At 67.8% G+C, this 20656-nt stretch carries 15 protein-coding genes; 12 read left to right on the plus strand and 3 right to left on the minus strand.

Features of this window, described 5'->3' with window-relative positions; genetic code table 11:
* Positions 1-84: 84 nt before the first annotated feature.
* Positions 85-1392 (minus strand): ArnT family glycosyltransferase, encoded by a 1308-nt coding sequence (locus JNG39_RS13365; protein ID WP_368312068.1) that lies wholly within the window; start codon positions 1390-1392, stop codon positions 85-87.
* 173 nt (positions 1393-1565) lie between these two features.
* Here JNG39_RS13365 and JNG39_RS13370 point away from each other — a divergent pair, with 173 nt between their 5' ends.
* Positions 1566-3647, plus strand: a complete 2082-nt coding sequence (locus tag JNG39_RS13370; protein WP_368312070.1) for a prolyl oligopeptidase family serine peptidase — start codon at positions 1566-1568, stop codon at positions 3645-3647.
* A gap of 126 nt (positions 3648-3773) precedes the next feature.
* Here JNG39_RS13370 and JNG39_RS13375 read toward each other — a convergent pair whose 3' ends face one another.
* A complete protein-coding gene (locus tag JNG39_RS13375; protein WP_368312072.1) occupies positions 3774-5459 on the minus strand; it encodes a dihydroxyacetone kinase family protein in 1686 nt (561 codons plus the stop codon).
* Between the two features lie 21 nt (positions 5460-5480).
* The gene (locus JNG39_RS13380) at positions 5481-6503 is read right to left on the minus strand and encodes a magnesium and cobalt transport protein CorA (RefSeq protein WP_368312074.1); all 1023 of its coding nucleotides are present in this window, start codon (positions 6501-6503) and stop codon (positions 5481-5483) included.
* Positions 6504-6772: 269 nt separating this feature from the next.
* Between JNG39_RS13380 and tssB the strand changes: the two genes are divergently transcribed.
* The 11 genes from tssB to tssK all read left to right on the plus strand — a co-directional run bounded on the left by tssB (position 6773) and on the right by tssK (position 20655).
* Complete coding sequence (gene tssB, locus JNG39_RS13385) at positions 6773-7288, plus strand: type VI secretion system contractile sheath small subunit (RefSeq protein WP_144909669.1); 516 nt, start codon at positions 6773-6775, stop codon at positions 7286-7288.
* 3 nt (positions 7289-7291) lie between these two features.
* On the plus strand, positions 7292-8785 hold the full coding sequence (gene tssC / locus JNG39_RS13390; protein ID WP_368312077.1) for a type VI secretion system contractile sheath large subunit: 1494 nt from the start codon (positions 7292-7294) through the stop codon (positions 8783-8785).
* A gap of 34 nt (positions 8786-8819) precedes the next feature.
* Positions 8820-9326: a type VI secretion system tube protein Hcp gene (locus JNG39_RS13395; RefSeq protein ID WP_144909673.1), complete on the plus strand. Its 507-nt coding sequence runs from the start codon at positions 8820-8822 to the stop codon at positions 9324-9326.
* 7 nt (positions 9327-9333) lie between these two features.
* Positions 9334-9834 carry a type VI secretion system baseplate subunit TssE gene (gene tssE, locus JNG39_RS13400; RefSeq protein WP_368312080.1) on the plus strand — a complete coding sequence of 167 codons (501 nt, stop codon included), beginning with the start codon at positions 9334-9336 and terminating at the stop codon, positions 9832-9834.
* A 5-nt stretch (positions 9835-9839) separates the two neighbouring features.
* Complete coding sequence (gene tssF / locus JNG39_RS13405; RefSeq protein WP_368312081.1) at positions 9840-11705, plus strand: type VI secretion system baseplate subunit TssF; 1866 nt, start codon at positions 9840-9842, stop codon at positions 11703-11705.
* On the plus strand, positions 11669-12712 hold the full coding sequence (gene tssG / locus JNG39_RS13410; protein WP_368312083.1) for a type VI secretion system baseplate subunit TssG: 1044 nt from the start codon (positions 11669-11671) through the stop codon (positions 12710-12712). The genes tssF and tssG overlap by 37 nt, the downstream gene beginning before the upstream one ends.
* Positions 12709-15402: a type VI secretion system ATPase TssH gene (tssH, locus tag JNG39_RS13415; protein WP_368312085.1), complete on the plus strand. Its 2694-nt coding sequence runs from the start codon at positions 12709-12711 to the stop codon at positions 15400-15402. Before tssG ends, tssH begins: the two co-directional genes overlap by 4 nt.
* A 105-nt stretch (positions 15403-15507) precedes the next feature.
* Positions 15508-17445 (plus strand): type VI secretion system Vgr family protein, encoded by a 1938-nt coding sequence (locus JNG39_RS13420; RefSeq protein WP_368312087.1) that lies wholly within the window; start codon positions 15508-15510, stop codon positions 17443-17445.
* A complete protein-coding gene (locus tag JNG39_RS13425; RefSeq protein WP_368312089.1) occupies positions 17442-17984 on the plus strand; it encodes a hypothetical protein in 543 nt (180 codons plus the stop codon). Before JNG39_RS13420 ends, JNG39_RS13425 begins: the two co-directional genes overlap by 4 nt.
* Positions 17981-19318, plus strand: a complete 1338-nt coding sequence (gene tagH / locus JNG39_RS13430) for a type VI secretion system-associated FHA domain protein TagH (protein ID WP_368312091.1) — start codon at positions 17981-17983, stop codon at positions 19316-19318. The genes JNG39_RS13425 and tagH overlap by 4 nt, the downstream gene beginning before the upstream one ends.
* Positions 19315-20655 (plus strand): type VI secretion system baseplate subunit TssK, encoded by a 1341-nt coding sequence (gene tssK / locus JNG39_RS13435; RefSeq protein WP_368312093.1) that lies wholly within the window; start codon positions 19315-19317, stop codon positions 20653-20655. Before tagH ends, tssK begins: the two co-directional genes overlap by 4 nt.
* The last annotated feature ends 1 nt before the right edge of the window (position 20656 follow it).

The raw sequence follows: 20656 nt of genomic DNA on the forward strand, positions 1-20656 counted from the left end.
ACCCAGAAAATTGACAAGCTGCGACCATTCACAATTGCAGAGTCGATCACAGCCGATATGCCCCTTTTGACCCTGTGCGTCACACTATGACGTAATGCGTCCATTGGCAAATCCGGGTCGGCGGCGTCGCAGCATGGCCACGACGGCGTGAACGGCGAAGGCGGCCAGCAGCACTTCCAGCCCGCGAAATGGGGTGGAGTAGCGGGCGTCGGACTGCAGCACCCCGTAGACCGCGGTCACCCACGCGGCCAGGGCCACGGCGACCTTCATGGCCGTCGGGGTGCCGCTGGAGGGCAACAGGGACAGCACGCCGCCGATTGCGGCGAAGATCAACACGAAGGGCGCCAGGAAGAACAGGGCACCGACGACGCCTGCCAGAACGGGCTGCATCAACAATGGCGAGCGGAAGGTCGGATAGACGTACACGTCACCGGCCCCGATCCCGATCTCCCAACCCCATAACTCGAGAGGTTTGGATAGGTACCAGACTGCGTAGCGGCCAGGTTCCGCGCCCAGGCGCTGGCCGATCAGTCCGAGGCCTCCGACGGTGTTGGTACGCAAGGCATCGTATTCGGCGTCGATGGCCTTCATTACGGCGGCCGCGTTCGCGTTGTCGTGCGAATACAGGTAGGCAGCGTGATACTCCGGCCAGGCTCCCTGGACGAGATTCATCTTCGCGCGTTCCGAGGAAGACTCCTGGCCTGCCGGTAGCGTCGTCGAGCGCAGAGACCAGGCGGCGAGCGGCAGCACGGCGGCTATCAGGATGAGCGCCCAGGTGCGCCTGCGCTTGCGGTCGCGCCACAGGCCCACTAGGGCGACCAAGGGCGCGAAGGGCGCCATCACGGCGTTGGTGAGCCCCGCCAGCGCGAAGCAGAAGCCCGCCGCGAGAGGGCGAGACTTACCGCCGTGCCGCAAGGTTTCATCGGTCGCGAGCAGGGCCAGCGCGACGAGGAAGCCCAGCAGGGTCTCGCTCAATACGTAACTGGCCAGCGTGATCGTATGTGGCCAAAGGGCGAGCAGCACGCCCGTGGCAATGGCCGCCGCGAATCCGGCCCAACGACGAGCGAGCACGGCGAACATCCATACGGTCGCCGCGGAAAGCACGCATTGCACGTCACTCACGTGCCGGATGAATGCCTCGGGCGAGCCACTCGTGCCCAGCAGGAACGCGAGGAACGCGGGATACCCAGGATCGCGGAAGCTATCCGGTACGACGACGGCCGTATTGGGAAAAGCGCTGGAAAAGATGCCGTGGTGCAACAGGTTCCAGGCGTAGGAGTAGTACTGCACCGCGTCGCCGCGGATGGGTTGGATCACCACGGCGGTGTGCACGTAGTAGAGCCGCAATAGGAGAGCAAATAAGGCAATCGCGCCCAGTGTGGCGTGCTGCATGTTGAGCCGACGAAACCATGGCCCGTTTCCCGTGATCATCCCTTTCCCCAGACGTGAAAGGGCCGGAGTCTAGCGCCAATGGTCGTTTCCGGACCGCGACGGCCGTCCCATGCTTGCACCCGACGCCCCCGCCCCGTACCGTGCCCGCCAGTTCCCGCAAGGAGTTACGCCCCATGAAACCCCTATTCGCCGCGCTGGCCCTCGCGCTGGCCACCGGCCCCGTCCTGGCCGCGGACGCGGATGAAGGCAGCAAGCATCCCTTCTCCATCCGCGATCTCGTGATGCTGGATCGCGTCGGCGATCCGCAGCTATCGCCGGATGGCCGCTATGCGCTGTATTCCGTCCGTTCGACGGATTATGCGGCGAACAAGGGCTCCACGGCGCTCTACGTGCTCGACCTGTCCGGCTCCGCGCAGCCGGTGAAGGTGGTGGAGAAGGGCTCCTCGCCGCGCTGGGCGCCGGACGGCAAGTCCATCTACTACGCGGCCGCGAAAGACGGTGTTTCGCAGGTGTTTCACCGGACCTTCGATGCCGGCAAGGGCGGCAAGGGCCTGGCGCTGACGGCTGCCGACGGCGAGGCCGTGACCGATGCCCCCCTGGACGTGAACGCCTTCAAGCTCTCGCCCGACGGTTCGAAGCTGCTGCTGAGCTACGAGGTGTTCACCGATTGCCCCGACCTGGCCTGCACCAAGGAGCGCCTCGACGGCCGCGAGAAGGACAAGTCCACCGGCACCGTCTACGACAAGCTCTTCGTGCGCCACTGGGATACCTGGGCCGACGGCCGCCGCTCGCAGCTCTACATCGCCGACGCCAACGCACCCTCGTCGCCGGTGCTGCTCAGTCGCGGCATCGACGGTGACGTGCCCAGCAAACCCTTCGGCGGCGACGACGAGTTCTCCTTCTCGCCGGACGGCAAGACGGTCTATTTCGACGCCCGCATCGCCGGGAAAACCGAACCCTGGTCGACCAATTTCGACGTGTACAGCGTGCCGGCCGATGGCTCGGCCACGCCGGTGAACCTCACCGCCGACAACCTCGCCTGGGACGCTAATCCACTGGTGTCGCCCGATGGCAAGACCCTGTTCTACACGGCCATGAAGGAGCCGGGCTCGGAGGCCGATCGCTTCGGCATCATGGCCCTCGATCTGGCCTCGGGCACGCGCCGCGAAGTGGCCCCCTCGTGGGACCGCTCGGCGGGCGCGCTCCAACGGTCGGCCGACGGCAAGACGCTTTACACCACCACCGATGACAACGGCCAGCATCCGCTGGTCGCCATCGACGTCGCCACCGGCAAGGCCACCACGCTGGTCACCGACGGTGCCGTGGGCAGCTTCTCGATGAGCGGTTCCAAAGTCCTGCTCTCGCGCGACGACCTGAAGCGTCCCGCTGATCTGTATACGGCCGACCTGAAGGGCAAGGGCCTCAAGCAGGTCACGCACTACAACGCCAAGCGCCTGAAGAACGCCCAGGTCGGCGATTTCGAGTTCTTTACCTTCAGGGGATGGAACAACGAAACCGTGCAGGGCTACGTGGTGAAGCCGGTGGGCTTCAAGAAGGGCCAGACCTACCCCGTGGCCTTCATCATCCACGGTGGCCCGCAGGGCGCGATGACGAACAGCTGGAGCTATCGCTGGAATGCGCAGACCTACGCGGGCCAGGGCTTCGCGGTGGTCACGGTGAACTTCCACGGTTCCACCGGCTACGGCCAGGCCTTCACCGAATCCATCTCGGGCGATTGGGGCGGCAAGCCGTTGCAGGACCTGAAGCAGGGCTGGAACGCGGCGCTGACGAAGTACAAGTTCCTCGATGGCGATCGCGCGTGCGCGCTCGGCGCGAGCTACGGCGGCTACATGGTCTACTGGATGGCCGGCGTGTGGAACCAGCCGTGGAAGTGCTTCGTGGACCACGACGGCGTGTTCGACGCACGCGCCATGTACTACGACACAGAGGAACTCTGGTTCGAGGAAAAGGAAAACGGCGGCACGCAGTTCGAGCATCCGGAGAACTACGAGCGCTTCAATCCGGTCAACCACGTGAAGGACTGGCGCGTGCCGATGCTGGTGATCCACAGCGGCCATGATTTCCGTATTCCGGATACGCAGGGCCTGGGCGCCTTCACGGCGCTGCAGCGTCGCGGCATCCCGAGCAAGCTGCTGCACTTCCCCGACGAGAACCACTGGGTGCTGAAGCCGCAGAACAGCGTGCAGTGGCATGAGACGGTGAATGCTTGGTTGAAGCAGTGGACGGCGAAGTGATTCGTTAGTTTCGCTGCAAAGAAGGGCGGCCTCCAGGCCGCCTTTTTTGTGGAGGACGATGCCCGCACGACGAGCGCATGGCGTTCAGGCGGGCGATGCGTTACATCGGGATTTGATGGTGTTTGTTCAAAAGCTGGATGCGATCGCTCCCAGCCACACCGTCACCGCCACCGCGCCCCCATCGGGAATCCCCGCCGCGCGTTCCCCGAGATAACTCGCCCGACCGGCGCGGGCCTCCATGGCCGCCGTCGCCTCGGCACCCTCGGACGCCGCCTCGACCATGGCGGCGAGCATCAGGGACAGCGGCCGTCCGGCTTCCAGCTCACGGCCCAGCGCCTGCGCCGCGGGATGCAACGCGTCGAGCATCGTGCGATCCCCCGGCTTCGCCCCGCCGAGTTCGCCGATGGCCTGGATCGCCGCGACGAAGGCGGTGTGCCAGTCGCGTGCCGAGGGCTCGTCCTTGCCCGCCAGTTCACGCGCGGCGCGCGTCAACGCCGTCGCATAGAACGGTCCCGAGCTGCCGCCGATGGCCCGGCGCATCGCATCGGCCATCGCACGCAGCGCATGTTCCGGCGAACGCCATGCCCCGTCGCCCAGCGCGAGCACGGCCTCCGAACCGCGGCGCATGCTCGCGCCGAGGTCGCCGTCACCGGCCTTGCCATCGAGTTCGGTGAGTTCGTCTTCGGCCGCGACGAGTGCGTTCGCCGCGGCCGCGGCGGCATCGCGCATGCGTAAGCCGACGGGGGAGGGCACGCCATCCGGCTCGTCGGTCACGGCCTTAGGCGGCATGTGACGGATGGGGTCCGTATTGACGGCGCCACCGCGTGGCCACGACGGCGCGTCGGTGGGGGCATCGAGCAGTGCGAGCAGCTCGTCGTCCACTTTCATCACCGACAGCGAACAGCCGGGCATGTCCAGCGCCGTGAGTTGCGAGCCGCTCCATGCGCGCACCACGTCGATGCCCCGCTCGCGCAACCAGCCGAGCGCCGAGCGCAGCACGATGTCCAGTTCCATCGGCGGCGTGGCGCCGAGGCCGTTGACCAGCAAGGCCACGCGCTGGCCGCGCGCCAGGTGGAGGTCGGCGACGATGGGTTCGAGCATGCCTGCCACCAGCACGTCGCAGGTATCGATGCGCCCACGCCGCACGCCGGGTTCGCCATGGATGCCCAGGCCGTATTCGATCTCGTCGTGGCCGAGCTCGAAGCCGGGATGGCCCACGGCGGGGACGGTGCACGAGCCCAGCGCCACGCCCATTGAGCCCAGCCCTTCCACGGCGCGACGGGCGAGAGCGGCCACGTCGGCCACGTGCTTGCCCGCGGCGGCCGCCGCACCGGCTACCTTGTGCACGAGCACCGTGCCCGCGATGCCGCGGCGCCGGTCGCGCGGCACCGTATCGCGCAGGGCCACATCGTCGGCCACGGTGACGATCTCCACGGGAATGCCCTCGGCACGGGCGATCTCGGCGGCGAGGCCGAAATTGAGCCGGTCGCCCGTGTAGTTCTTCACGATGAGGACGGCACCCGCGTCGCCGCCCACGGCGCGCAGCGCGGCCAGCACGGCATCGACACTGGGCGAGGTGAACACGTCGCCCGCCACCGCGGCGGCGAGCATGCCGGCCCCCACGTAGCCCGCGTGCGCGGGCTCGTGCCCCGCGCCACCGCCGGAGATCGGCGCGACGAACCGCGCACCGTCGGCATCCCTTTGCGCCACCACGTTCTCGTCGGACAGCAGCACCTGTCCCGGCGTGCGCGCGACGGCCCCTTCGAGCATCTCGCGGACCACGTGGCGGGGATCGTTGATCAGCTTCTTCATGGGGCGGTCTCTAAAAGTGGGTTAGAACCAGCGGTTCTTCTTCAGGGCGATGAAGATGCCGCCGACGATACAGGCCACCACGCAGGTGATGGCGGGGTAGGCCCAGGGTTGGTTCAGTTCCGGCATGTGGGTGAAATTCATGCCGTACCAGCTGGTGATGAGCGTGGGCGCGGCGAGCATGGCCGCCCAGCCCGCGAGTTTTTTCATCACCTCGTTCTGGCCGAAGGTGACCAGCGACAGGTTGACGCTGATCGCCGCGCCGAGCATTTCGCGCATGGCCGAGGTCGATTCGTTCACGCGGAACACGTGGTCGTAGATGTCGCGGAAATACGCGCGAAGCTCGTCGTGGATCAGGTGCGGATGCAGTCGCGTGAGTTGCGCCACGATGTCCTGCAGCGGGGCCACCGCCAGGCGCAGCGTCATCAGCTCGCGCTGCATGTCGTACAGCCGCTTGATGGTCTGCCGGTTATACGTCTCGGCGAAGATGTCGTTTTCCAGCTCGTGCAGTTCTTCCCTGAAATCGCGCACGATCGGCAGGAAGTTGTCGACGATGAAGTCGAGCACGGCGTAGAGCGCGTAGCTGGGCCCCATGGCGAGCAATTCGGGGGTGAGTTCGCAGCTGCGCCGGGCGGGGGCGTAGGAGAGCGATGCACCGTGGCGCACCGTCACGAAATAGCGGCGGCCGACGAAGATCTGCGTTTCGCCGAAGGCGATGTTGCCGCCGACCAGTTGCGCGGTCTGCGCCACGATGAACAGCGAGTCGCCGTAGGCTTCGATCTTGGTGCGCTGGTGCGCGTGCTGCGCGTCCTCGATGGCGAGGTCGTGGAGGTCGAATTCTTCCTGGAGCTTGAGCAGCAGGGCCTCGTCGGGCTCGTGCAGGCCCACCCACACGAAGGTGTCGGGCTCTTGCAACACGTCGCTGATGGCGTCGAGGGTGATGTCGCCGATGCGCTTGCCGTTGCTGCGGTAGGCCACGCAGTTGACGATCATGCCGTTCGCGGGCGGGGCGGGCGTGGGCTCGGGGATAAGCGGCAGGGAAGTCATGGGCCGAATCATGACGGGGCCGCCATCACGCGGCAATGCGCACCGGGCGATTCGCAAGGTCTTGTGCTCCCGGGCCGGGCTCTCGCGCGTAAGTCGTCCTGACGCGGCCAAAAGTTGCACCTCCGGGTATCACGCGTCGTTATACCTCCTATATCGAGCAACGATTTCAGGTGTTTCTGGGGCTGGCCGACAATGTCGCCTCGATTGATGGCATGAAATATTGCTGTCACATCGATTTACTGAATCTATCGTAACCTCAGGAAAAAACGATGGCGAACAGCAACGGCCAGAAGTTCATCGCGCGCAATCGCGCCCCTCGGGTGCAGATCGAATACGACGTCGAGCTCTACGGCGCCCAGAAGAAGGTCAGCATCCCCTTCACCATGGGCGTGATGGCCGACCTTTCCGGCGCCAACAAAGACGACCTGCCCTCGGTGGAAGAGCGCAAGGCGACGGAATTCGACGTGGACAACTTCGACGCGCGCATGGCGTCCATCGCCCCGTCGGTGTCCTTCGACGTGCCCAACACTTTGTCGGGCGAGGGCAACCTGATGGTCGAGATGTCGTTCCGGCAGATGGACGATTTCTCGCCCGCCGCCGTGGCGCGCAGCGTCGAGCCGCTGGCCAAGCTGCTCGAGGCACGCATGCAGTTGGCCAACCTCGGCACCTACCTCGACGGCAAGGCCGGCGCGGAAAAGCTGATCGGCCAGGCCATCAAGGACCCGGCGCTGCTGGCCTCCCTGACGGCGGCGCGCCATCCCTCCACCGACGGCAAGGAGGGCTGATCGATGGCCACGACCCAGACCCAGGCCGCCCAGGCGGCCGTCGAGCTCGGCGAAGGCAACGACTTCGCCGCGCTGCTTTCGAAAGAGTTCCGTCCCAAGAGCGAGCGCGCCCGCGAGGAAGTGGAATCGGCCGTGCGCACGTTGGCCGAGCAGGTGCTCGACCGTTCGGACATCGTCTCCGACGACGTCACGCAGACGATCAACGCCTATATCGCCGAGATCGACCGCAAGCTGTCCGAACAGATCAACCTCATCATGCACCACCCGCAGTTCCAGCAACTGGAAGGCGCGTGGCGCGGCCTGCATCACCTGGTGACGAATACCGAAACCGACAACCAGCTCAAGATCCGGGTGATGAACCTGTCCAAGAACGAGCTGGGCCGTACGCTCAAGCGTTACAAGGGCACGGCGTGGGACCAGAGCCCCATCTTCAAGAAGATCTACGAAGAGGAATACGGCCAGCTCGGCGGTGAACCCTACGGTTGCCTGGTGGGCGACTATTACTTCGACCACAGTCCGCAGGACGTCGAACTGCTGCGCGGCATGTCGCAGATCGCCGCCGCCGCGCACGCGCCGTTCATCGCCGCCGCCGCACCGCACCTGCTGGGCATGGACAACTGGGACGAGCTGTCCAACCCCCGCGACCTCGCCAAGATCTACACCACGCCCGACTACGCCGGCTGGCGATCCCTGAGGGACAGCGACGACGCCAAGTACGTCGCGCTCGCCATGCCGCGCACGCTGTCGCGCCTGCCGTACGGTGCCAAGACCGATCCGGTGGAGGAGTTCGACTTCGAGGAAGACACCTCCGGTGCGGATTCGTCGAAGTACACCTGGCAGAACGCGGCCTACGCGCTGGGCGTGAACATCAACCGCTCGTTCAAGCAGTACGGCTGGTGCACGCGCATCCGTGGCGTGGAGTCTGGCGGCGCGGTCGAAAACCTGCCGGCGCACACGTTCCCCACCGACGACGGCGGCGTGGACATGAAGTGCCCGACGGAAATCGCCATTACCGACCGCCGCTCGGCCGAACTCGACAAGATGGGCCTGATGCCGCTGGTGCATCGCAAGAACTCCGACGTGGCCGCCTTCATCGGCGCCCAGTCGCTGGCACGGCCGGAGGAATACGACGATCCGGACGCCACGGCCAACGCCGCGCTGAGCGCCCGTCTGCCGTACATGTTCGCCTGCTCGCGCTTCGCGCATTACCTCAAGTGCATCGTGCGGGACAAGATCGGCTCGTTCAGCACCCGCGAACAGATGGAAAGCTGGCTCAGCAACTGGATCCTCAACTACGTCGACGGCGATCCGCAGAACTCCAGCGAAGAGAGCAAGGCGCGCAAGCCGCTCGCCGCCGCGCAGGTGGTGGTGGAGGAGGTGGAGGGCAATCCCGGCTACTACACCTCCAAGTTCTACCTCAAGCCGCATTACCAGCTCGAAGGCCTCACGGTCTCGCTGCGCCTGGTCGCCCGCCTGCCGTCCGGCAAGGCCGCCTGATCCCTTTCCCCCTACACGTTAAGGAAAAAGCTCCATGGCTTTCGACATGCACATCAAGTTCGGCCCCGGTCAGGTGAAGATCGAGGGCGCTTCGAACCATTCCAAGCACAAGGGCGAGGTGCCGATCATCGCGTGGTCGTGGGGTGCCAGCAACACCGGCAACCTGCACACCGGCGCGGGCTACGCCTCGGGCGGCAAGGCCAACGTGCAGGACATCACCATCACCAAGTTCGTCGACTCCTGCTCCAACGCGCTGCTCAACGCCTGCTGCACCGGTGCCCGCGTGGACACCGCCACGCTGTACGTCACCAACGCCACGGGCGAGCAGACCGACTTCGTCACCATCGAGCTTTCCGAGGGCGTGATGGTCACCTCGGTGTCCACCGGCGGTTCGGGCGGCGACGAGCGCCTCACCGAGAACATCACCCTGCACTTCGGCAAGTTCAAGTACTCGTTCCAGCCGCAGGACGACGAAGGCAAGAAGTCCGGCGGCACGAAGGACTTCACCTTCAACATGCAGGAAGTCAAGGGTACGGCCTGAGTTCCGCATGGCCGACCTCAGCACCCAGGAGCGACTGCAACCCTCGCTGCTCGACCGCCTGCGCGACGACGAACCGCACGTCGCGCAGGAGGGCAGGGAGCAACGGGTGATGACGTCGGCCCGCTTGCGCGAGTACGTGGCACGCGACCTCGGCTGGCTGTTCAACTGCACCCGGCCGCCGCATGCGGCGGCGTCCGGGCTGCCGTACGTCGAGGATTCCACGCTGGGCTACGGCATCCCCGACCTGGCCGGCGGCATCGTCGCTGGTATGGACATGGAGGCGTTCCGCCAGGGCCTGCGCGCGGCGATCGTCCGCTTCGAACCGCGCCTCGAACCGGACTCGTTACGCGTGAGCGTCGACGTGGATGCCGCGCGCATGGACCACCTGACGATGTCCTTCCGCATCGAATCCACCCTGTGGGCGCAACCGCTCCCGCTGGGCCTTTACCTGAAAACCGAGGTCGACCTGCAGACGGCGCGCTTCAGCGTCTTCGAGGGCCTCGGCTGAGCGCCATGGATCCCCGACTTCTCCGCTACTACAGCCAGGAACTCCAGCACGTCCGCGAGATGGGGGCGGAGTTCGCCGCGGCCTATCCGAAGATCGCCGGCCGCCTGGGCATGGAGGGCATCGAGTGCGCGGACCCCTACGTGGAACGGCTGCTCGAAGGGTTCGCCTTCATGGCGGCACGCGTGCAGATGAAGCTCGACGCGCAGCATCCGGTGTTCACCGGGCACCTGTTGAACATGCTGTATCCCGCGTTCCTCAAGCCCGTGCCGTCGATGGCGGTGGTGGAGCTGACGGTGGACGATGCGGAAAGCCTTCCGGTGGAAGGCCATCGCGTGCCGCGTGGCAGCAGCCTGCGTGGGCAGATCGGCTTCGGCGACCGCACCGCCTGCGAATACCGCACCGCCCACGACGTGACGTTGCGGCCACTGGCGATCGGCGAGGCGCGCTACTTCGCCAGTCCCGCCGCCATCGCCGCGGCATCGTTGCCGGTGCCCGCCCATACGCGTCCCCGGGCCGCATTGCGCCTGCGCGTCGTGCTCACCGGCGGCGCGCAGCTCGATGCGTTCTCCACCGATTCCCTCGAAGTGTTCTTCGGCGGCGCCGATGGCCTGCCGAGCCAGTTGCACGAACAGGTGCTGGGCAACGGATTGGGCGTGTCGTTGCTGGCGGGCGAGCACGTGGCGCACCTGGATCGCTCGGCCATCCGCGAGGCCGGCTTCGGTGACGACGAGGCCTTGCTGCCCGTCAGCGATCGCACGTTCAGCGGTTACCGGCTGTTGCAGGAATACTTCGCCTGTCCGCAACGATTCCTCTTCGTGACGTTCGCCGGCCTGGCCCGCGCGTTGCCGCGCACGCCGCGTCGCGAATTCGACCTGGTGGTCTGGCTCGACCGTGCCGTGCCCCGGCTCGAGAATACGGTGGACGCGAGCCACTTCCGCCTGCATTGCACGCCTGCGATCAACCTGTTCACGCGCCGCTCCGACCGCATCCACCTGCGCGATGGCCTGGCCGACTACCACGTGCTGGCCGACCGCACGCGTCCGATGGATTTCGAGGTCTTCGACGTTGCCGACGTGCAGGGCTTCGGTGACCGGCAGGAACCCGAGCAGGCCTTCTTCCCGTTCTATGGCGGCGATGCACGCACCTGGCACCGAAAAGCCTCGGCCTATTACACGGTGCGGCGCGAGCCGCGCGTGCTGTCGCAGCGACAGCGCGACGACGGCCCGCGTTCGAGCTACGTGGGTGGCGAGGTGTTCATCGCGCTGGTCGACGGTGCGCAGGCGCCGTATGCCAGCCAGCTCCGCCAGCTCGGGATGCAGCTCACCTGCAGCAACCGCGACCTGCCGCTGCACATGCCGGTCGGCAAGGGCGCCACCGATTTCCATCTGGATACCGATGCGCCCGTACGCGCCATCCGCTGCCTGGCCGGCCCCACGCGGCCGCGCGACGCCATGGCCGACACGCAAGGCGCGTGGAAGCTCATCAGCCACCTCCAACTGAATTACCTGTCGCTGCTCGACCATGCCGACGGCGCCGCGGCGATCCGCGAGATGCTGTCGCTATACAGCGACGAATTCGACGCGACGGCACGCCGCCTGGTGGAAGGCGTGCGCGAGGTGCGCTCCACGCCCATCGTGCGACGGCTGCCTTTGAGCGGACCGGTGACCTACGGACGCGGGCTGGAGATCGCCCTGACTTGCGAGGACCGCGCCTTCGAAGGCACCGGCGCCTACCTGTTCGGCGCGGTGATGCGCCATTTCTTCGCACGCTACGTCTCGCTGAATTCGTTCGCCGAGACGGTGTTGCATACCCTTGAACGCAACGAGGTGGCCCGGTGGACGGCACGATCCGGCACGCGCCCGATCCTCTAGCGCTGTTCGAGGCGGTGCAGGCCGACCCGGGCGCGTACGACTGGTACGACGCGCTGCGCCGGGCGGAGTGCGCGTATCCGCGGCATCCGCGCATCGGCCGGTCGCTGCGCCCTGTCGACGATGCCGTGCGCCTGGCGCATACGCCTTCGCTCGGTTTCGCGTCGCGCACCATCGACCGCGTGGATCGCGTCGGCGACACGCCACGTGTGCACAGCCTGATGCTGGGACTGTGGGGACCTCATGGCGCCTTGCCGCTGCATCTGACCGAATACACGCTCGAGCGCGAGCGCAGCGCGCAGGATCGCACCTTCACGGCCTTCGCCGACACCTTCCACCACCGCATGCTGGCGTTGTTCTACCGCGCGTGGGCCGAGTCCCAGCCCACGGTGCAGATGGACCGGCCGCACGACGATGCCTTTGAGGGATACCTCGGCGCCTTCGTCGGCATCCACGCCGCGGCCCTGCGCGATCGCGATGCGCTGCCGGACGATTTCCGCCGCTTCATGGCCGGGCGCCTCGTCGCGCAGGCCCGTCCCGCGGAGGGCTTGCGCGCCATGGTCTCGGCCTACTTCGGCCTGCCGGTGCGGCTCGACGAATTCTCGCCGGGCTGGTTGCCCTTGCCCGACGAAGGCCGCCTGCGCATGGGTGGCGGCATGGCGGGGCTGGGCACCACCGCCGTCCTGGGCGAGGCCGTTCGCGACGCGCAGCATCGCATCCGCATCCGCGTCGGTCCGGTCGGGTACGCCGACTATCGCCGCTTCCTGCCTGGCGGTGACGCGCTCGACGTACTCGGCGCCATCGTCCGTTTCTACGCCTCCGACCAGATCGACTGGGATCTCCAGGTGGTGCTGCTGCGCGACGAGGTGCCGTCCGCGCACCTCGGGCGCGGCGCGCGCATGGGGCTGTCCACCTGGATGGGGCGCTATCCCGGGCCCGGCGACGCCGAGGACCTGGTCCTGAACGCTTTTTCCGCCATCGCACCGAATCGATCGAGGACGCCATCGTGAGCGACATCCGCCGTACCGCCCTGTTCGGAAAACTCAACGCCGTGGCCTACAAGGCCATCGAGGGAGCCACCGTGTCCTGCCGCCTGCGCGGTCATCGCGAGGTGGAACTCGCGCACTGGCTGCAGCAGATCCTCGAACTGGCCGACTCCGACCTGCATCGCCTCGTTCGCCACGCGGGACTGGACCCGTCGCGACTGGCACGCGACGTCACCGCCGCGCTCGAGCGGCTGCCGGGCGGTGCCTCGTCGGTGAGCGATCTGTCGGCCGACATCGAAGAGGCGGTGGAGCGCGCGTGGGTGTATGCCACGCTCACCTTCGGCGAATCGCAGGTGCGCACGGGTTACCTCCTGGTGGCCATGCTGCGCACCCGGCGCCTGCGCCACGTGCTGCTCGACATCTCCGCCGAGTTCGGCACCTTCCAGGCCGAGCGCCTCGTCGACGAACTGCCGGGGATCGTCGCGGGCTCGCCGGAAGATCGCCTCGCCGCGAGCGACGGCTTCCGCGCGGGCGAAGGCACGCCGGGCGATACGGCACCGGCCGCGCTCGGCAAGCGCGAGGCCTTGCAGCGCTTCACCGTGGACCTCACCGCGCAGGCTCGCGACGGCGCCATCGACCCGGTGGTCGGCCGCGACGACGAGATCCGCCAGGTGGTCGACATCCTCATGCGCCGCCGCCAGAACAACCCGATGCTGGTCGGCGAGGCCGGCGTGGGCAAGACCGCCGTGGTCGAAGGTTTCGCGCGTCGCATCGTCGCCGGCGACGTACCGCCCGCGTTGCGCGAGGTGGAACTGCGCGTGCTCGACGTGGGCCTGTTGCAGGCGGGCGCGAGCATGAAGGGCGAATTCGAAAGCCGCCTGCGCCAGGTGATCGACGAAGTGCAGGCCTCGCCCAAGCCGGTGATCCTGTTCATCGACGAGGCGCATACGCTGGTCGGCGCCGGTGGCGCGGCCGGTACCGGCGATGCGGCCAACCTGCTCAAACCCGCGCTCGCCCGGGGCACGCTGCGCACCATCGGCGCCACCACCTGGGCCGAATACAAGAAGCACATCGAGAAGGACCCCGCGCTCACCCGCCGCTTCCAGACCGTGCAGGTCGGCGAGCCCGACGAAGACCGTGGCGTGCTGATGCTGCGCACGGTGGCGGGCGTCATGGAATCGCACCACGGCGTGCAGGTGCTCGACGAGGCGATCGAGGCGGCGGTGAAGCTGTCGCATCGTTACATTCCCGCGCGCCAGTTGCCGGACAAGGCGGTGAGCCTGCTCGACACGGCCTGCGCGCGCGTGGCGGTAAGCCATCATGCGGTGCCTGCCGCCGTGGCCGATACGCGCCGCCGCATCGAGGCGCTGGAAGTGGAGGCCTCGATCATTCGCCGGGAATCGGCGGTGGGCATGGATACGTCGTCACGCGCCGCCGCGGTCGAGTCCGCCACGGCCCTCGAAGTGGCGGCGTTGGCGGAGCTGGAACAGGCCTGGCACGACGAAAAGGGCCTGGTCGAATCCATCCTCGGCCTGCGGGCCAAGCTGCGCGAGGCGAGCGTCGCCACGGTCGCCGCCGGCGACGACGAAGGCGACGCCTTCGACGCCGATGCCGTGCGCATCGAACTGGGGACGCTCCAGGCCAACCTCGCCGACCTGCAGGGCGAACGTCCGCTGATCCATCCCTGGGTCGACGCGCAGGCGGTGGCGGCCGTGCTCGCCGACTGGACCGGCATTCCGGTGGGCCGCATGTTGCACAGCGAAGTGGATGCCGTGCTGCACCTGGCCGATACCCTCGGCAAGCGGGTGATCGGACAGGATCATGCGATGCAGGCCATCGCCCGCCGCGTGCAGACCTCGCGCGCGGGGCTGGACGACCCATCGAAACCGGTCGGCGTGTTCCTGCTCGCGGGCACGTCGGGCGTGGGCAAGACGGAGACTGCGCTGGCGCTCGCCGAGGCGCTGTACGGCGGCGAGCAGAACCTCATCACCATCAACATGAGCGAATTCCAGGAAGCGCATACCGTTTCCACGCTCAAGGGCGCGCCTCCCGGCTACGTGGGCTACGGCGAGGGCGGCGTGCTGACCGAGGCGGTGCGCCGCCGGCCGTACTCGGTGGTCTTGCTCGACGAAGTGGAGAAGGCGCATCCCGATGTCCACGAGATCTTCTTCCAGGTGTTCGACAAGGGCGTGATGGAAGACGGCGAAGGTCGTTCCATCGACTTCCGCAACACGCTGATCATCCTTACGACCAATGCGGGTACGGAGGCGATCGCGCACCTGTGCGCGGGGAGCGCCACCCAGCCCGACCCGGACACCATGGCCGCCGCGCTGCGCGCGCCGTTGCTCGACGTCTTTCCCCCGGCCTTGCTGGGTCGCCTCGTCACCGTGCCGTACTACCCGTTGAGCGGCCCGATGCTCGGCCGCATCGTGCGGCTGCAGCTCGAGCGCATCCGTCGGCGCGTGGAGTCCCGCTATGGCGTGACCTTCGCGTACACCGAGGCGGTGGTGGACCACGTCGTGTCCCGTTGCACGGAGAGCGAGTCCGGCGGTCGCATGATCGGCGCCATCCTCACCAACACCATGCTGCCCGACGTGAGCCGCGCGTTTCTCACACGCACGATGACGGGTGCCTCGATGGAGCGCGTGGACGTCGACGTGGCCGACGCCGGCTTCGTCTATCGGTTCGACGATGCGGTGGAGATCGGCGCATGAGGCTTCTCGATGACCTGCCCGGCGATCCCTTCCGCTTCGGCATGAACGAGGCGGTGCATGTCCTGGACCGGTTCAGGGCCAGCGGGCCGGACCGGGCATAGCGCGATGGCTCACGCGATCACGCTCACCAGCACGCGGGGCGATGCGCTCCGCTTCGCCAACATGACGGCCGAGGAAGCCCTGGGCCGCCTGTTCTCCTTTCGCGTGGAAGCGGTCAGCAAGGAGGTCTCGATCGACCTGCGTGCGGTGCTGGCCACGCGGATGACGGTGAAGGTCACCACGCCACAGGGCTACGTGCGCTACTTCGACGGCATCGTCGCCGAGGCCGAGCAGGCCGGCTTCGTCATGGTCGAAAACGTGCGCTACGCCGTGTACCGGTTCCAGCTGGTACCGCGTCCGTGGCTGCTGCGTCGCACGGTGGACTGTCGCATCCACAAGAACCGTTCCGTTCCCGACATCGTCCGCACGGTGCTTTCCGAAGCGGGGTACGGCGACGTGCGGCTGGCCCTGACGGGCAACTATCCCCCGCGCGAGTACTGCGTGCAGTACCGGGAGACGCACTTCGACTTCATCAGCCGGTTGATGGAACAGGAGGGGATCTACTACTACTTCACCCATGCCGACGGCGTGCACACCATGGTGCTGTGCGATTCGCTGGGCGCGCACCGTGCCGAACCGGGTTTCGAGACCGTGCCTTATGTGCCGCCCACGGAGCGTGGCAACCGCATGCGGGCCTCGGTGGCGGAATGGACGGTGGCGCGCTCGGTGCAATCCACCCGCGTGCGCCTGGACGACTACGACTACCTGCGGCCACGCGCGTCCCTGCTCGCCGATGAACCCGTGGCGGACGCGTCCGCGCCCGCCGCGGGCGACCTCGACATCTACGACTACCCCTACGTCGGCCCCGACCACGCCCAACGCACGGAAGACGGCAGGCGTTTCGCGCGCACGCGCATCGAAGCGGCCAACGTGGCGCAGGCCACGTCGTCGGGTGTCACCGACGCGGTAGGCATGGCCACCGGCAACCTGTTCCGGCTCACCGATTTTCCGCTGGGCGCGGCCAACGACGAATACCTCGTGATCGCCAGCCGCATCCGTCTCGTCGAGGTGGACTACCAGGCCGGTGGCATCGAGCCCGATGCGGGCGAAGAACCGTTCACGTGCGACTTCGAGGCCATACGCAGTCGCCAGGCCTTCCGTGCGGCACAGCTTACGCCCCGGCCGCGCATCCACGGCCTGCAGACCGCGGTGGTGCATGGCGCCACCGACGAGGACATCGCCGTGGACAAGTACGGCCGCGTGCAGGTGCAGTTCTTCTGGAATCCGCCGTCCAAGCCGAAGGCCGACCAGTCGTGCCCCGTGCGCGTGGCCTCGCACTGGGCGGGCAAGCGCTGGGGCGCGGTGCAGATCCCTCGCGTGGGACAGGAGGTGGTGGTGAGCTTCCTCGAGGGCGACCCCGACCGGCCGCTCATCATCGGCAGCGTCTACAACCAGGAACACATGCCGCCGTACCCGTTGCCCGACGAACGCACGCGCAGCGGCGTGGTCAGCCGCAGCCTGCTCGGCGGCCCCGGCGAGGCGAACGAGATCCGCTTCGAAGACCGCAAGGGCGCGGAAGAACTGTACTTCCACGCGCAACGCGACCTGCGCCACGAGGCCGAAAACGACCACTTCAGCACCATCGACCGCGACGAGACCGAAGAGGTCAAGCGGGACCGCACGCATGACGTGGGCCGTGACGACACGTTGCACGTCGGCCGCCGCCTGCGCATCGAAGCCGGCGAGGAAATCGAGCTGGTGACCGGCATGGCGCGCATCGTCATGCGCCGCGACGGGCAGATCCAGATCACCGGCAGCATGCTGCGGGTGAACGCGGCCGCCACCATCAACCTGGTGTCCGGCGCGGCGCTCACCCTGACCTCCGGCGCGGCCGTCACGATGACGGCCACCGCCGCCGTGACGGTGACGGCGGGCGCGGCGCTGATGTTGCAATCCACCCTGGGGCCGGCCGTGCTGAAGGGCACGCCGCCGCTGCTCCTGTGAATACGCCGATCGCTCCCGTGCTGGCCGCGCGCGACATGGCCCTGGCGGATGCCGAACAGGCCGTGCTCCGCGACGGCATGTCGCCGCGCCGGGCGGTGCATGCGCTGCTCGACGCGGACCTGGCCGCGGCGGCCCTTCGCCTGGCGGTGCGGTTGATGCCACGCGGCTACGTGGTGCCGTGGCTCTGCCAGTGCGTTCGCTCGACGGTGGACGACGAGCGCGAACTCGCCGGCATCGCCGTGGCCGAAGCCTGGATGCGCGAACGCGACGAACCGCGGCGCCGCGACGCGCTCGCGCACGCCATGGCGCGCGACTTCAACGGCGTGGGGGCCCTCGTCGCGGCCAGCGCCGCGTGGGCCGAGGGCCGGATGCTCGACGGCGAAGGCCAGCCCATCGGTCCCGTGCCCGTCGCGCTCATGGCACGCACCGCCGCGGCCGCGCTGCTGCTTATCGCTGCCATGGCCGACGACTTCGACGCACGCTGCCGGGCCTATGCCTCCGCCGCGCTCGACCTGCTTCCCCTGGAGGAAACCGCATGAATCGTGATGCCGGACCGATCCTGGTCCTGACCGTGCCCGCCGACGCGGCGGGTGTACCCGGTGCCGACGCCAGCATGCGCGTGGAGGGACGCGATCTGTCGATCGGCCGCGCCGAGCAGTGCGACTGGGTGTTGCAGGCACGCGGCGTCTCGCGCCTGCACGCCCAGGTGCGCTACCTCAACGGCATGTATTTCGTGGAGGACCGCAGCACCAACGGCATGCTTTTCAACGGCGCGCCCATGCGCAACGGCGAGCCCGCCATGTTGCGCCATGGCGATCGCCTGCGCATCGACACCTTCGACATCGAGGTCGCGATCCAGGTCCCCGCCGACCGGACGGCACCGGCGACCGCGCCGCGCGCACGCGCCGCGGACGACGTCACGGCGAATACCATCGCACCCGTCGCCTTCGAGGCCGCGCGCGCGTCCGAACCGGTCGGCCCGGCGTCGATGCCCGTCGCCGCGGGCGACGCGCGGTCGCTCGATCCGCTGGCCTGGCTGTCCGCCTCGACGCCCCTCCTGTCCAATGAATCGTCGGGAGGGGAGGAGCCTTCGCCGGGCTGGAACCATGCCTCGCCGATGGCGGAGCACTTCGAGCCGCCCGCCGTGGACGCGCGCGCCAGGCCCGTGGCGGCGGTGTTGCCGGAAAACTGGGATCGCACGCGCAGCCTCTTCGCCATGCCTGCCGCGCAAGAGACGGTCGAGCCGTCGGCCCCCGAGCCGCTTCCCGTCATGGAACCGCCCGTGGCGGCACCCGTGGCGGCACCCGTGGCCGCACCCGCGCCGGTGGCCGAACCGGTTCGGCCGACGACGGAGGCCCATGCTTTGGAGCCCCTTTTCCTGCGCATGCTCGACGGCGTGATGGACGTGCTGCGCGCACGTGCGGAACTGAAGAACGGCTTCCGCATGCCCGCGACGCTGATCCGCCGCACCGAGAACAATCCGCTGAAGTTCGCGCCCAGCGCGCGGGAGGCGATGTCCCGCCTGCTTGCCCCGCCGGGCGATGCCTTCCTGTCCGGCGAGGCCGCCATCGTCGATGCGATGGACGACATCCGCCTGCACCAGGTGGCCTTGCTGGCCGGGGTGCGCGCGGCATTCGACGACCTCGTGGCGCAGTTCGACCCGGACCGCTTCGAGGACGGCGCGAAGCGATCGCGCTTCGGTTTCGGCACGGGGAAGGGCGCGTGGGAGCGCTACCGGGCGCACTTCGACGGCCTTGCCGGTGATCCCGACGAACGCTTCCGCCGCCTGTTCGGCGACGAATTCGCACGGGCCTATGAAGACCAGCTCGCCAGCCACAAGCGCGGCGGCAAGCCGATGGACGACGGACGATGAGTGCATTCAACAAGGTGGTGTGGAGCGAAGGCCTGTTCCTGCGTCCCCAGCACATGCAGCAGCAGGATCGCTATGTCGAACGCTACGTGGAGTTGCGCGCGGCGACGCTGCGCGCCCATCCCTGGGGTTTCGACGAGCTGGAGCTGGAACGCGACCTGCTGGCGATCGGCAAGCTCGGTATCCGCAGCGCGCGTGGCGTCTTTCCCGACGGCACCCCGTTCTCGATGCCCGATCGCGATCCATTGCCGCCGCCGCTGGACATCGACGGCAACTGGCGCGACCAGGTCGTCTACCTCACCCTGCCGTTGCGCTCGCCGACGCAGGCCGAAAGCCTCTGGCCGGAACAGGCGACCCCGGGCCAGCTCTCGCGTTTCGCCGTGCGCGAAGCCGAAGTCAACGATGCCTCCGGCAGCACGAGCGGCACGGTCGTACTCGAAGTGGGCGGGCTGGCGGCGCGCCTGATCGTGGCGTCGCAGCCGCGCGAAGGCCTGGTCGAACTGCCGCTGGCCCATCTGGTCGAATGCCGCGCCGACCGGCGCGTGGTGCTCGACGAAGGCTTCATGCCCAGCGCCCTGTCGAGCCGGGCGTCGCAGCGGCTCACGCTGTTCCTCACCGAACTGCTCGGCCTGCTGCACCAGCGTGGCGAAGCGCTCGCCGGGCGCGTGGCCGGCACCGATCGCACGAGCACGGCGGAGCTGGCCGATTTCCTGATGCTGCAACTGATCAACCGTCATCAGCCCGTACTCGCGCACCTGGCCGAAGCGCCCCTGCTGCACCCGGAGGAGCTGTATCGCCTGTTGCTCGGCATGGCGGGCGAACTGGCGACGTTCACCGCGCCCGGCAAGCGCGCGGAGAGCTTTCCGCCGTACCGCCACGAGCGCCTGCGCGAGAGCTTCGAGCCGGTGTTCGCCTCGCTGCGCGCGAGCCTCAGCGCGGTGCTCGAACAGACGGCCATTTCCGTGCCGTTGCAGCAGCGCAAGTTCGGCGTGTGGGTCGGTACCGTGCCCGATCCGACCCTGCTCGATGGCGCGTCGTTCGTACTCGCGGCCAAGGCCGATATCCCGGCGGCGGACATGCGCCGACGCTTGCCGACGCAGTCGAAGATCGGACCGGTGGAGAAGATTCGCGACCTGGTCAACTTGCAACTGCCGGGTATCGCCGTGGCCTCGCTGCCCGTGGCGCCGCGACAGATTCCGTACCAGTCCGGTTACCAGTATTTCGAACTCGATACCCGCTCACCCATGTGGAAGACGCTGCGCACGTCGGGCGGCGTGGCCCTGCACTTCGGCAACGGCTTCGACGGGCTGGCGCTGGAACTGTGGGCGGTGAGGAACTGAC

Origin of the sequence: Luteibacter sp. CQ10, from assembly GCF_040900725.1 — a bacterium.
In the GTDB taxonomy this organism is placed as follows: domain Bacteria; phylum Pseudomonadota; class Gammaproteobacteria; order Xanthomonadales; family Rhodanobacteraceae; genus Luteibacter.